The organism is Mycolicibacterium arcueilense, from assembly GCF_058536225.1.
In genome coordinates, this window is sequence record NZ_JBZTYL010000035.1 from 83451 (window position 1) to 97251 (window position 13801).

Sequence of the window (13801 nt, forward strand, 5' to 3'; positions counted from 1 at the left end):
CATGTACCACTTGATTGGCTAGGGTGTGCCTGTGGCAACTGAGGGCAGCGGTTCCGTGAGTCGATGGGCCGGCCAGCGGGAGCGGCGGCGGGCGGAGTTCGTCGACGCCGCACTGTCGGCGATCGCCGAACACGGTCCGCAGGCCTCGACCGAGCAGATCGCCGCGCATGTCGGGGTGACCCGCACCAAGCTCTACCGGCACTTCGCCGGCGCGGCCGATCTGCAGAGCGCGATCGCGCAGCGCGCAGCCGAGATGCTCAACACCGAACTTGCCCCACTGTGGACGCCCCACGGATCGATGGCCCAGATCATCGAGGCCGGCGTCGGTGCCCACGTCCGGTTCCTCGTCGAACACCGGAATCTCTACCGCTACCTGGCACGGTGCTCCCTGGGTGACGACGGCTCGGCGCCCGATGCCATCGCCGACATCCGGCTGACCATCGGAACTCAACTGGATGCGCTGTTCACGGTGTATCTCAACGCCTTTGGCATGGACACCGACCCTCAACCACTGGCGTTCGCCATCGTCGGGTTGGTGGAATCGACGACCGGCCGGTGGCTCGACCAACCCGGCTCAACCGCACAGGGCCGGTTGGTGGCCGATCTCGTGCGCTGGATCTGGCTGTTGGTCGACGACACACTGCGTGCCGGCGGCGTGTACCTGGACAGCGCCGAGCCGCTGCCGACGCCCGACGTGATCGCCGCGCAGGTCGAGAGCTACCGCAACCCGGAACGGCTCGGCGTCTGAGCCCTTGCACCGCGTGCGTGCGTGTCTGCCGCCCGCCACGCCGTATTTCGCCGGCATTTTGCGCACATACGCGGGCGTTCCGGGCGTGCCTACGGTGTGAGATCGGCGACGGCCTGCGCTGCCGACGTAACCCGGTCCAACCGCAGTGCGGTATCCCCGGCGTACAGCGCGGCGCGGTCCGCCCACGTCGCAGGCATGTCGGCAGTGAGCGTGACCGGGGTGAGGAACGGCAGCGCCGGACGTTGCAGGCGGAGCATCGCGCCGTCACCACGGTCGGGGACTCGGGACAGCGGCGCGCTGAACTTGTTGATGGCCGCCGGCAACCGGCGGGCCGTGCCGTCCGGGTGACACCACCGATCCGTTGTCGCGTTGGGGATCACCCGATGACGTTCCGGCCAGGCGAGGCCGAACACGGTGGTCTCCAGCGTCTTTTCCGTGTCGATGATCCGCTGCCGGTAAACGGGATGTGCACCTGACTCGTGGGTGAGCAGGAACCGCGTGCCCGCCACCACGCCCGTCGCGCCCGCGGCGAGCGCCGCTCTCGTGTCGTCCGCCGTGGCGATGCCACCCGCGGCGAACACCGGGCGGGAACCGGCCAGTGCCAAAGCCTTTGGCAGGAAATCGGCCTGCGCCACGGTGCCGACCAGATGCCCACCCGCCTCACGGCCCTGCGCGATCAACCCGTCGGCGCCGTAGGCGAGCGCCTCCGTGGCCTGCCGTTCAGTGCCGACCATCACGATGACGAAAATGCCCCTGTCCGTCAGTCGTTCGATCAACGCCCGGTCGATCGCAAACGCCATCACCGCGATGTCGATCTTCGCTTCGAGACAGACCTCGATATGGGGACGACGGGTGAACGGCATCAAGAGATTGACGGCGACCGCACGGCCGGGGGCCTGGTCGCGGACCGTTGCGATGGCCGCCCTGAGCTTCCTGGGCGGCACGAGCCCCAGGGTTCCCAGTCCGCCGGCCGCTGACACCGCGGCGGCCAGCGGAGCACCCGCAATGCCGCCGCCCATGCCGGCCTGGACCACGGGCGCATCGAGTTTCAGCCGATCCGGGATGTCCATTCCGCGATTCTGCGCCATGTGGGTCTGTGTGAGCGTGCGCAAACTGCCGACTTCTTGCGGCGTGGCGGCCGACAGACACGCACGGTCGCGGTGCCTGGGCTACCAGCGGCAGACGTCGGCGCCCCAACCCGAGTCGACGGGGCGGAAAGCAAGCAGATGCCGTTGCCACCAGGGCAGTGGTGCCGCGAGTACGGGATCCTTCGTGGCGTCGTCCACGACGCGGGGTGGTCCGTCGCGAAGATAGGCGATCCGCACGCCACTGATACCCGCCTCCTGCCACAGCACCACACTGCGCCGCAACTCGAGCCACGGAATGCGGACCGGGGGATCTTCCGACATCCAACGCAGCTGTCGGCGAAGGTATGTCGGGTCCTCCGGCTGCTGCGGAAACTCCATCCCCACCACGGTGACGGTGTCGCGCTGATAGTCGGCCAGTTGGAGTGCGGTGACGCCCGGCACCAGATGATTGGTGGCGCCTTCCTCGGTGTGCAGGTTGGAGAACATCGAGTAGTTCGACACGGTCTTGAGCCCCACATACGGCGTCAACCCGTTGGCGAGAGCCAGCAGCGGGGCGAGAAGCAGCACCACGGGGCGAAAGCTCCAGTTCGACGGACGGACACCTGCCGCCTGTGCGGAGTAGTACGTGCGCAGCAGCGCGGCCATGAACGGCACCACCGCGACGAACCAGGTGAGCACCAGCAGGGTGTGCCAGGGCAGTCCGACCGGGCTCCTCGGAGAGTCGGCCGAGCTCGACACCACACTCAGCAGCACATGCGCCGCAAACCCGGCGAGCGCGACGGTCCGCAGCACGGAAGCGCGGGTGGCCAGGGTCGCGAACACCTCGGTCGGGACCAGCAGTACGTACGCCGCGAACACGACCGTGGCGAAGTCGTAGAACGAGGCCATCGCCAGTATCGAGTGGAAGCCCACCCCCAGCAGCACGCCCCAGAAGCGCAACCGCGGCACCGCCAGCAACCCGAGAATGGCGGCCTCGATCACCACCGCGGCGATGCCGACGAACTCACCCACACCCTGGCCCGGCGTCACACCGTCGAAGCCGTTCAGCCAGATGAGCTGGCCGAACAGCTCGCTGCCACACGAGGTCGCCGGGGTGAAATAAGCGGTGTTCAACTTGTCGAAGACCGTGAACAGGTAGACCACGAGCAACATGAGGCCGACCGGACTCCGCGCGGCATTCAGCCAGCGCTCCACGAAATTGTCCGGTTCGCCCGGCCGGTTCCGGGTGGCCAGGGCCCACAAGGCTGCGGTGCCGAGCGCCACGGCGATCAGCAGGCTCAGCACCAGATGGTTCGCGGCCGCGGGCAGGTTCAGCGCGGCCACCGTGGCGCCGGCTGTGACGGCCAGACCGGCCGCGGCCACCGAGCCGGGAAATAGCAGGGCGGGCAGACCCGCCAGCAATGCCGGCAGCATCGCGAGGGGTTGGCTGTCGGTGTAGTGGAACACCAACGCCATCGCGAAGAGCGTTGCGAACCAGCCGAGTTGCTGACGAGGGCCGGTGGGTTGATCCGTTCGGGCGTTGCTGCGCCACCGCATTGAGAACACCTTACTTGGCGCCCGCCAGTGGCCGATTCTGGCCGCTTCCCGTCGCCGCCATCTCGCCTGACGCGGCGTAATCTGGAAAGCGATGGATGGGGGCGGTAGGGCCCAAACGCCTTGCTGTGTAACGGAAAGGACAAGAAATGAGTGCAGTCCATTCATCGATCGACCTACACCCGGACATCCTGGCCCTGCGGGCCGGCTATGACCGCGTCGCAGAGTCGATGGCCGCGCAGGTCACCTTCGGCCTGACGTTGCTGACAGCGATGTACGTCGCGCTGTCCCCGTGGATCGTCGGCTACGACGCCTTCAACCGGCTGACGGTCAACGATCTGATCGTCGGTGGGGCGATCGCGTTCCTGTCGATGTGTTTCAGCTTCGCGCTGGATCGCGCGCACGGCATGACCTGGACACTGCCGATATTCGGTGTGTGGCTGATCATCTCGCCGTGGGTGTTCGTCAGTGGACCGGGCGCCGGGATGATCTGGTCGCATGTGATCAGCGGTGCGCTGGTGATGGTGCTGGGCTTCACCGCGATGTATTTCGGGATGCAGGTGCGCAATTCCGAAGCGCGGCACGCCTAACCGGCAAGCGCGCACCTTGACCCACCAGCCGGACCCCGGCTGGTGGGGAATCGGCGCGCCTGGATCACGTCCGGGTATCCGAAGATGCGTCAATTTGCCACCCGCGGGCAGGTTTGACGCCATATCCTGGGCAATCGCGGGACTTCCGATGACGGCGATGGCGGGTACCAACTGCTGACATGAAGCTGGCGGGGCGGGAAGAAGAACTGGCGACGATCCGTCGCTCCCTTGGTGGGCCGGGAACCCACCACGGTGTGGTGATCGTCGGCAGTGCCGGGGTCGGCAAGACCCGGTTGGCTCGGGAGGCCCTGAGCCACGCGGCGTCGTCAGGACACCGGACCAATTGGTTCGTCGGGACCGAATCCGCACGCGCCATCCCGCTCGGGGCGTTCACCGGATCGATCAGCCAGAGCATGTGCGACCCGCTGCCGGACGTGCGTCGCGTGATCGATTCCTTCGTCGCTCAGCAGCGCATGGGCAAGGTGGTCATCGGCGTCGACGACGCCCACCTGCTCGACCCGCTGTCCGCGCACGTCGTACATCAACTGGCGCAGACGCAGGGAGTACGTCTCGTCGTCACCGCGCGTTCCGGCGGTCCGGAACCCGACGCGGTGACCGCCCTGTGGAAGGACAGCCTGCTCGACCGGATCGACCTCGAACCGCTGTCCGCCGCGGCGGCCGCCACGCTGATCGAATCGGCGGTCGCGGGCCCGGTGGACAGCCGCAGCACGCGCCGGTTCTGGAAGCTGACCGGAGGCAACGCGCTGTACCTGCTGCAGCTGGTGAAGGACCAGATCGCCGCCGGGCGGATGCGCAAGTCCGCCGGGGTGTGGATGTGGGACGGCGATGTGGCCGTGTCCCAGAGCATCACCGACATGGTGGGGCGTCGCCTCGGTGGACTCGACCCCGGCATGGCGTTGGTGCTCGACACGCTGTCACAGTGCGAGCCACTGAGCGTCGACGTCCTGGGCGATCTCGTGGAGCCCGCCGACCTGGAAGCCGCAGAGCAGATGCATCTGGTCAGGGTCGAGCGCTCCGGGCGCGGGTTGGTGGCGACCCTCGCGCATCCGTTGTACGGCCAATTGCGCAGGGCGACAGCGGGCGAGATGCACCTGTCGAGGATCCGGGGGAGGCTCGCGCGACGGCTGGAGTCGGAGGCCGACGGAGACATGCGGGCGACCGTTCGCCGCGCGTTGCTGGCCCTGCACTCCGACCTGCCGCCGGATCCGGAGCTCTACCTCACGGCCGCCCGCTGCGCTGCCGTTCTGCTCGACCCTGACGCCGCTGACCGATTCGCCGCTGCCGCAGCCGAATGCGGCGCACCGGAGGCCGCGCCGATGCGGGCCATGACGCTGATCCTGCTGTGCCGGGGTGAAGAGGCCGAGGCGGTGCTGCGCGACATCAGCGCCGAAGGCAAGCCGGACAGTCACCACTGGGCGACGGTGCGGGCGGCGAATCTCACCTGGATGCTCGGTAGGCCACTCGATGCGCACGCGGTCTTGGAAAAGCTCTCCGGCACTGACGAATCCGATGGACAGCGGATGGAACGGCTGGCAGTACAGGCCGGAGTCGATGTGGTCCTCGGCCGTTGTGTCGACGCGGAAGAAGGTGCCAGGACTGCTCTGGCATCTGGCGAGCTGCCGGATTTCCATGCCATGGTCGCCTCGATCGCGCTGATGATGGCACTCGGTGCGTTGGGGCATGCCGACGAGATCAACGAGATTGCGGACACCGCGATCGCGAGGTCCGCTGCTTCGTTCGAATCTTCCTGGATGCGTTACTGGTTCGGTGCGGTCCACGGCAGGGCCTGTCGTCTCACCGGGCGTATCGAAGAGTGCACGACCACGGCCGCGCGGCTGGATGAATCGGCGCGCGACATCCCCGGGCTGGCCTACGCCAACCTCGCCTACCTGCTGGGCCATGCGGAACTGGTTCGAGCCGACCTCGCCACTGCGGTCAAACACCTGCACGAGGCATACGCAGGTGCCGAAACGCATGAGGTGAACACGGGTTTGCGGGTTGCCAGCTGCTTTTCGCTGGCCGAGGCGCACGCCAAGCTCGGGCAGACGGCCGCCGCTGAGGAGGCGCTGGCCTGGGCCGAGCGGCGGGTGCCCGACGACTACGTGTTCATGAACACCGCGATGTCGGTGGCCACCGGGTGGACGTTGGCGGCCGGTGGTGCGCTGACCGATGCCATCGATGTGGTCCGCGCCGCGGGGCGCGATGCCGGGCAACGCGAGCAGCCGACCCATGAACTGCTGTGTCTGCAGACGGCCGCCCAGTGGGGCGACACCACCGGTGCGGCGCGCGCACGCGAGCTGGCCGACACGTTGAAACTGCCGCTCGCCCAAACGGTGGCCGGTCATCTTGAGGCACTCGCAGCCGATGACGGTACCGGATTGCTCACCGCCGCAGAGGAATACCGGGCTCTCGGCGACCGGGCCACCGCCACCGACGCGATGGCGCAGGCCGCGGTCGCTTTCGGCCGCCACGGTCAGGGCAAGCGCAGCGCCTACGCGGCCGCGCTGGCGCAGGAGGGCGCCGACGAATGCGGCGGGCTGTGCACCCCGGCGTTGCGCAACCCGGCCGGACAGCCGCTGACCGGAAGGCAGCGTGAGATCGTCGAACTCGTCGTAGCGGGTCTGTCCAACAAACAGATCGCCGAGCGGCTGGTGATGTCGGTGCGCAGCGTCGAAGGCCATCTGTACCGGGCCTGCCAGCGGGTGGGCGTCAGTTCACGCGAGGAACTCGCCGCGATCATCCGGCGGGGTCCGAAGGGGCTGTGACGACGCCTCTGAGCAGATCTGCAGCCTCGGTCTGGTAGGCATGCTCGGCCCAATCCAGTGGCGTGGAGCCGAATCTCCGGTCGGTGATGGTCGCGTCGGCACCGGCGTCGAGGAGTCGTCGGATCAGTTCGAGATCACCGGACCAGGCCGCCTGGTGCAGGGGCGTCGCGCCTTCGTCGTCGAAAACGTTCGGGTCGTCCGGGAACGCCGGGACGACGACGTGCGCTGCGGATACGTCGATACCGTGCCGGGCCAGCAGGTCGAGCCGGCTGGTGAAGCCATGCTCGGCGGCCCAGCCGATCTGGCGTCCCCACATCTCGGCACGGTTTTCCATGGCCTCACCCAGCCTCAGCTCCCACGGGCTGGGCCCAGCCTCGGCCAGACCGTGGGCGAACAACAGTTCCAGGTGGGAATCGTCGGCGCGAAACATCCGGTTGTACAGCGTCTGTTGGTCGGCGGGATGAGCGCCTCTCGTCAGCAGCAACGTGGCCAGCTCCGGCGCGAACGGATGGCGGGGCTGACGCCGCGGACCCTGTTCCCCCTCACCGAACACACCCGTGAGCACCGTGAACGGCGTCGACATCCCGCACCAGAGGTACCCGGCATTCGGATCGGCGCCGGCGTCGAGCAGCAGCGTCGCGCTGGTGAGGACGTCATCGGCACTGCAGCCCAACGGAACCCGCGAATAGCACAGGTACATCAACGGAACCCAGCCGAACGGTCCGCCGCCGGTGTTCGCGAGTTCCGGATGATTCGTCAGATGGCGTGCCAGCGCGGCCGGATCCGTCGCCGACGCGGCGGCCCAGACGTGCTCGTCGACCAGATTCCTTTCGGACTCGAGCATCTCGGCGGCGGCCTGCCACCGGGGCGGAGCATCGGTTTCGTTGTAGCGCAACGATGCCCATGAGCAGAATCGATCGGCGGCGTCGAGGTTGTTCTCGTCGAGCGCGCCTGGGTCGATGCTGAGCTGTGCCGCATCCCGAAGGTAGTGCACGAGCCTGGGCCAACTGCTGAAACCGTACGCGCGGGCGACGGTCAGCTGCGCCTGGTGCAGCGGGGTGCGATTCGCGCGCTGCAGCCTGCGGGCTTCATCGCGGAGGTGCTCGATCGAGGGGTTGCTCGGCAGACGGCTGGCCATGACGGCCTCCTCTCAGACGCCCGTGTCCGCGAATCGGGCTGAGAAGAGGTCGGTCACACGACAACTCAACGTGCAGGGAGGCTTGGCCTCTTCGAGCGGACGTCGGGCGTTCCTGCACGCCCGACGTCACGCTACCACTGAGCTTTGCCGGGGTCCTACGTGCAGACGGCGCCGACGGCGGCTGACTGGACCAGCTTGGTGTACTTGGCCAGGACGCCGGTGGTGTAGGTCGGGGGCAGCGGCTGCCAGCCGTCCTTGCGGCCGGCGAGTTCGGCCTCGTCGACCAGGATGTCGAGCGTGCCGTTGGCGACGTCGAGCCGGATCCGGTCACCGTCGCGGACGAACGCGATCGGCCCACCGTCAACCGCCTCCGGAGCGATGTGCCCGACGCACAGGCCCGTCGTCCCGCCGGAGAACCGGCCGTCGGTCATCAGGAGCACGTCCTTGCCCAGCCCGGCACCCTTGATCGCGCCGGTGATGGCCAGCATCTCGCGCATTCCCGGGCCGCCCTTGGGCCCCTCGTAGCGGATGACCACGACGTCGCCGTGGGTGATGGTGCCGTCCTCCAGCGCGTCCAGGGCGGCCCGTTCGCGCTCGAAAACCCTTGCGGTGCCCTCGAAAACGTCGGATTCGAACCCTGCAGACTTCACCACGGCACCTTCTGGGGCGAGCGATCCGTGCAGGATCGTGATGCCGCCGGTGGGGTGGATCGGGTTGTTCATCGCGCGCAGCACCTTGCCGTCGGGGTCCGGCGGCGCGATGTGGGCCAGGTTCTCGGCCATGGTCTTACCCGTCACGGTCAGGCAGTCGCCGTGCAGCAGACCGGCATCCAGCAGCGCGCGCATGACCACCGGCACGCCGCCGATCTCGTCGACGTCCTTCATCACGTGGCGGCCGAAGGGTTTCACGTCGGCCAGGTGCGGCACCTTGTTGCCGATGCGGGTGAAGTCGGCCAGGGTCAGCTCCACCTCGGCCTCACGCGCGATCGCCAGCAGGTGCAGCACCGCGTTGGTGGACCCGCCGAACGCCATCACGACGGCGATGGCGTTCTCGAACGCTTCCTTGGTGAGGATGTCGCGCGCGGTGATGCCGCGGCGCAGCATCTCGACGACGGCTTCGCCCGACTTGCGGGCGAACTCGCCGCGCCGCTTGTCCACGGCCACCGGAGATGCGCTGCCCGGCAACGACATTCCGAGTGCCTCGGCTGCCGATGCCATGGTGTTCGCGGTGTACATGCCGCCACAGGCGCCCTCGCCCGGACAGATGGCACGCTCGATGATGTCGACGTCCTCCCGCGACATCAGCCCGCGCACGCACGCCCCGACGGCCTCGAAGGCGTCGATGATGGTGACTTCCTTCTCAGTGCCGTCGGTGAGCTTGGCGACACCCGGCATGATCGAGCCGTTGTAGAAGAACACCGAGGCCAGGTCCAGACGGGCCGCGGCCATCAGCATGCCCGGGATCGACTTGTCGCAGCCGGCCAGCAGCACGGAACCGTCGAGGCGCTCGGCCTGCATCACGGTCTCGACGCTGTCGGCGATCACCTCACGGGAGACGAGCGAGAAGTGCATCCCCTCGTGGCCCATCGAGATGCCGTCGGACACCGAGATGGTGCCGAACTCCAGCGGGTAGCCGCCGGCCTCGTGCACACCGGCCTTGACGTCCTGGGCGAGCCGCTGCAGCGACATGTTGCACGGGGTGATCTCATTCCACGACGAGCCGACGCCGATCTGCGGCTTGACCCAGTCGTCGTCGCCCATCCCTACCGCGCGGAGCATTCCGCGGGCTGCGGCCTTCTCCAGGCCGTCGGTGACGTCGCGGCTGCGGGGCTTGATATCGGGCTGGTCGGAAGACATGGGGGTAAGTATGCCCCCGGGTTAGTTAGCCGCCCAAATTCTTTACCATGCCCAAGCGGCGCAGGTCAGCCGGTCCACTCGGTGGACTTGATGGTCAGGTCGAGCCCCATGAGGAACCCGATCACGGTGCACACGATCGACACCAGCGGCCACACCCAGAGCCAGCGGCGGGTGAAGAAGACCATGACGATGCTGCCGGCGAATCCGGCGATCAGACCGCCCCCGATCCAGCCGAAGATGGTCGGATAGACCTGATCGTCATACGGGGTCGGGCCGCAGGTGGCGTGGCAGGTATCGGTCGACATCCCGAAGAACAACGACAGCCACGCGGCCGCCGCCGCACCGAGCACGGCGACGATCCACAGTGCGACCGCGAGAACGACGCTGACCACGGTGACCGTGGTGCCGACCGCAGATGACCGGCGCGCACCCGGGGCCGCGGGATACGGGGCCGGCTGGGCGGGCGGGTACCCCGGTGCGGTATAGGCCGGCGGCTGTCCGTGCGGCCCTGGCCAGGGTGGCATCGTCATCGGAGTCAGCGTATCGGCCGAGCGCCGGCCGTTCTGCGGCATTTCTCCCGGCCAAACGGGCGTGCATACCCCGGTGGGGTACCGGTATGATGGGGTTCATGGACGTGGCTGACAGCTCGGGCGCACATGGCTACTCGGCGCAGAAGGAGAACTACGCCAAGCGGCTGCGCCGGATCGAAGGCCAGGTCCGGGGCATCGCCAAGATGATCGACGAGGACAAGTACTGCATCGACGTGCTGACCCAGATCAGCGCCGTCAACAGTGCTCTGCAATCCGTGGCGCTCGGTCTGCTCGACGAGCACCTCGGGCATTGTGTGACGCAGGCGGTCTCCGAAGGTGGTGACCAGGCCGAGGCGAAGCTGGCCGAGGCATCGGCCGCGATTGCCCGCTTGGTCCGCTCCTGACCATGCTTATCCTCAAGCTCGCACTTGTCGCCTTCATCGTGGCGGCGGTGGTGTTCATCGTCGTCACGGGGATCCGGCGGTGGCGCAAGGACCCGGACCTGGTCGACCTGAGCGAGGCGTACGCGGCGCGATATGGAGCGCCGATGGCGGGCCACTGGACCCCGCCGATCGAGGACAACGTCCAGATCGTGGCCGAGGAGCCGTTCGACGACAACCGGGAACCGCGCTAGCCGCCCAGCGCCTGCTCGATCCGTTCGACCTTCGCGGTGAGCTGCCCGGTGTAACCGGGCCGGATGTCGGCCTTCAACACCAGGCTGACCCGTGGGGACACCGCCGCGACGACCTCGACGGCCTGTTTCACCACGGCCATCACCTCGTCCCATTCACCTTCGACGTTCGTGAACATGGCGTTGGTCTCGTTGGGCAGGCCTGAGGCCCGCACCACCCGCACGGCCTCGGCCACCGCAGCGCTGACACTTCCGGACTCGTCCCCGCCGGCGGGGCTGATGCTGAACGCGACAATCACAGATTCGATTGTGCGCGCTCGTAATGCTGCGGCGGTCCGGGCGCCGAAGTCCCGCCCTGACGTTACGAACGCGGGTAGCGGTCTCTCGGGTCGGCAACCACGCACGGCAACGTTATGGCACTACCGTGGCATCCCAGAATGACCTTCAGCGTCACCGGCGAATCGCTTTCCGCCCACATCAGCCCGTGGACACCGCGTGTTGCCACGCAACTCGCCGTCCTCGCAGCGGCGGCGTTCATCTACGTCACTGCCGAGATGCTCCCGGTCGGTGCCCTGCCGGCGATCGCCACAGACCTCCGGGTCAGCGAGGGCCTGGTCGCTACGCTGATGGCCAGTTACGCCCTGGTCGCCGCACTCACCACCGTCGCGCTGGTCCGGCTGACGGCACGCTGGCCGCGACGCCGGACCTTGGTCGCCACCCTCGTGTGCCTGACGGTCTCGCAGGTGATCTCGGCGCTCGCCCCGAACTTCGCGGTGCTGGCCGGTGGGCGGGTGCTGTGCGCGCTGGCCCATGGACTGATGTGGTCGGTGATCGCACCGATCGGCGCACGGTTGGTCCCGGCCAGTCACGCCGGCCGGGCCACCGCGGCGATCTATGTCGGCACCGGCCTGGCTCTGGTGGTGGGCAACCCACTCGCCGCGGCGATGAGCGAAATGTGGGGCTGGCGGCTTGCCGTGGTGGTGGTCGCCGTGGCTGCGGCGGTGGTGGCGCTGGCGGCATGGACGATGCTGCCACCGCTCGCGCCCACGGCCGGCTCGACCGCTGTCGATGGGGCGCGGCACGGACGCCGGCGAAACCGGCGTCTGCTCATCCTGTCCACGGTGACGATGATCGGTGTCACCGGGCACTTCATCGCCTTCACCTTCATCGTGGTGATCATCCGCGACGTGGTCGGGATCCACGGCCCACATCTGGCCTGGTTGCTGGCGGCGTTCGGCGTCGCGGGTCTGGCCGGGATGGCCGCCATGGCCCGGCCGCTGGACCTGTGGCCGAAGGCGTCGGTGCTGGGGTGCCTCGCGGTGCTGGCTGCCGCGCTGCTGACGCTGTCGATGGTGGCCGTCGAACACGTTGACGGTCGGGTGGCTCTGGTGCTCGGTGCGCTGGCCATCGTGGCCTGGGGCGCGGCCTCCACGGCGTTGCCGCCGATGCTGCAGGCCTCGGCGATGCGCACGTCTCCGGAAGACCCCGACAGAGCCTCCGGGCTGTATGTCGCGGCCTTCCAGATCGGCATCATGGGCGGTGCGCTGATCGGCGGCGGCATCTACGACCACGGCGGAGCGGCGCCGACAGTGGCCGCGGCCGCGGCCCTGATCGTCGTGTCGATGTGTGGCGTCGCGTCGTCCCGTGGCGTATTCGTAGTTTCCTGCCCCACCACCGAGAAGTAACGCGAGCACGCTCACACTCGATAAACACCGCAGTTCAGCGCCGTGGAATCGGCTGCTGCCGGGGGATGACGGCTTCTCGCGGCAGTAGCTGGTCACCGTGCTGTGAGACACTGGAGCGAGTTGTGCTGTCTGGAGGTTACTCATGCCGAAATCGGCAAAACGTCGACTGATCACTGCTTTCATGGCTGCGGGGTTGTTCGGTGGGCTGGTGCTCAGCCCGGCCGCGTACGCAGACCCCGAGGTGCCGCCGGCACCCGTCGACCCTGCTGTTCCGGGCCCCCCGCCGGGCGCCTACATCCCCCCGCTGCCGGCCGACCCGGCGGCTCCGGCCGCCGCCGCTCCGGGCGCTCCGTCGACGCCCGCGCCGATCATCAACTACGGCTCCCCGACCGTCCCGTTCACCGAGGGCAACGCGCCCGGGCAGAGCTCCGAGCCGTTCACCGGCGAAGCACCGTTCCTGCCGCCGTCGTTCAACCCGGTCAACGGGTCGATGGTCGGCGTCGCCAAGCCGATCTACATCAACTTCCAACGGCCGATCGCCAACCGGCAGATGGCCCAGGACGCCATTCGGATCACGTCGAACCCGCCGGTGGCAGGCCGCTTCTACTGGGTCACCGACACTCAGCTGCGCTGGCGCCCGCAGGACTTCTGGCCGTCCAACACCGTGGTGAACATCGACGCGGCCGGCACGAAGTCGAGCTTCCGGGTGGGCGACTACCTGGTGGCGACGGTTGACGACAAGGCCCACCAGATGGAGATCCTGCGCAACGGGAAGCTGGAGAAGACCTTCCCGGTGTCGATGGGCAAGCCTGACGGCAAGCATGAGACCAAGAACGGCACCTACTACGTGCTGGAGAAGTTCCCCGACATCATCATGGATTCCTCGACCTACGGTGTGCCGGTGGACTCCAAGGAGGGCTACAAGCTGAAGGTGCAGGACGCCGTCCGCATCGACAACAGCGGCGTCTTCGTGCACAGCGCCCCGTGGTCCGTCGCCCAGCAGGGCAAGAGCAACACCAGCCACGGCTGCATCAACCTCAGCCCGGAGAACGCCAAGTGGTTCTATGACAACTTCGGCAGCGGTGACCCGGTGGTGATCAAGAACACCGGTGGCGGCTGGTACAACACGCCTGACGGTGCATCCGACTGGCAGATGTTCTAGACGAACGTCGATACAACAAAACCCCTGCCGGTGGGCAGGGGTTTTGTTGTATCC

The 13801-nt window shown here is 67.8% G+C and carries 13 protein-coding genes; 7 read left to right on the forward strand and 6 right to left on the reverse strand.

Annotated features, from left to right (window positions below; genetic code table 11):
- Positions 1 to 31: 31 nt before the first annotated feature.
- Positions 32 to 748, forward strand: a complete 717-nt coding sequence (locus AC4LGL_RS29995) for a TetR/AcrR family transcriptional regulator (protein WP_491841924.1) — start codon at positions 32 to 34, stop codon at positions 746 to 748.
- Between the two features lie 89 nt (positions 749 to 837).
- Here AC4LGL_RS29995 and AC4LGL_RS30000 read toward each other — a convergent pair whose 3' ends face one another.
- Both AC4LGL_RS30000 and AC4LGL_RS30005 read right to left on the reverse strand, forming a co-directional pair.
- A complete protein-coding gene (locus tag AC4LGL_RS30000; protein WP_491841925.1) occupies positions 838 to 1818 on the reverse strand; it encodes an NAD(P)H-dependent flavin oxidoreductase in 981 nt (326 codons plus the stop codon).
- Between the two features lie 99 nt (positions 1819 to 1917).
- Positions 1918 to 3372 carry a hypothetical protein gene (locus tag AC4LGL_RS30005; RefSeq protein ID WP_491841926.1) on the reverse strand — a complete coding sequence of 485 codons (1455 nt, stop codon included), beginning with the start codon at positions 3370 to 3372 and terminating at the stop codon, positions 1918 to 1920.
- Positions 3373 to 3518: 146 nt separating this feature from the next.
- On the opposite strand from AC4LGL_RS30005, the gene AC4LGL_RS30010 reads away from it, so the two are divergent.
- A complete protein-coding gene (locus AC4LGL_RS30010) occupies positions 3519 to 3959 on the forward strand; it encodes an SPW repeat protein (protein WP_491841927.1) in 441 nt (146 codons plus the stop codon).
- Between the two features lie 179 nt (positions 3960 to 4138).
- Positions 4139 to 6745, forward strand: coding sequence for a LuxR C-terminal-related transcriptional regulator (locus tag AC4LGL_RS30015; protein ID WP_491841928.1), 2607 nt, complete (start codon positions 4139 to 4141; stop codon positions 6743 to 6745).
- Here AC4LGL_RS30015 and AC4LGL_RS30020 read toward each other — a convergent pair.
- From AC4LGL_RS30020 to AC4LGL_RS30030, 3 genes are all read right to left on the reverse strand, one after another.
- Entirely contained in the window at positions 6717 to 7883 is a 1167-nt protein-coding gene (locus AC4LGL_RS30020; RefSeq protein ID WP_491841929.1) for an ankyrin repeat domain-containing protein, read from the reverse strand. The genes AC4LGL_RS30015 and AC4LGL_RS30020 overlap by 29 nt on opposite strands.
- A 155-nt stretch (positions 7884 to 8038) precedes the next feature.
- Positions 8039 to 9739: a dihydroxy-acid dehydratase gene (ilvD, locus tag AC4LGL_RS30025; RefSeq protein WP_491841930.1), complete on the reverse strand. Its 1701-nt coding sequence runs from the start codon at positions 9737 to 9739 to the stop codon at positions 8039 to 8041.
- 65 nt (positions 9740 to 9804) lie between these two features.
- Complete coding sequence (locus AC4LGL_RS30030) at positions 9805 to 10269, reverse strand: hypothetical protein (protein ID WP_491841931.1); 465 nt, start codon at positions 10267 to 10269, stop codon at positions 9805 to 9807.
- A gap of 98 nt (positions 10270 to 10367) precedes the next feature.
- Here AC4LGL_RS30030 and ricR point away from each other — a divergent pair, with 98 nt between their 5' ends.
- The gene (gene ricR / locus AC4LGL_RS30035; RefSeq protein WP_003884906.1) at positions 10368 to 10673 is read left to right on the forward strand and encodes a copper-sensing transcriptional repressor RicR; all 306 of its coding nucleotides are present in this window, start codon (positions 10368 to 10370) and stop codon (positions 10671 to 10673) included.
- A 2-nt stretch (positions 10674 to 10675) separates the two neighbouring features.
- A complete protein-coding gene (locus tag AC4LGL_RS30040; protein ID WP_491841932.1) occupies positions 10676 to 10903 on the forward strand; it encodes a hypothetical protein in 228 nt (75 codons plus the stop codon).
- Here AC4LGL_RS30040 and AC4LGL_RS30045 read toward each other — a convergent pair.
- Entirely contained in the window at positions 10900 to 11199 is a 300-nt protein-coding gene (locus AC4LGL_RS30045) for an MTH1187 family thiamine-binding protein (RefSeq protein WP_055119508.1), read from the reverse strand. The two genes, AC4LGL_RS30040 and AC4LGL_RS30045, sit on opposite strands and share 4 nt — an antisense overlap.
- Positions 11200 to 11337: 138 nt before the next feature.
- Between AC4LGL_RS30045 and AC4LGL_RS30050 the strand changes: the two genes are divergently transcribed.
- Entirely contained in the window at positions 11338 to 12585 is a 1248-nt protein-coding gene (locus AC4LGL_RS30050) for an MFS transporter (RefSeq protein ID WP_491841933.1), read from the forward strand.
- Positions 12586 to 12727: 142 nt separating this feature from the next.
- Entirely contained in the window at positions 12728 to 13747 is a 1020-nt protein-coding gene (locus tag AC4LGL_RS30055; protein WP_491841934.1) for a L,D-transpeptidase, read from the forward strand.
- Positions 13748 to 13801: the final 54 nt, after the last annotated feature.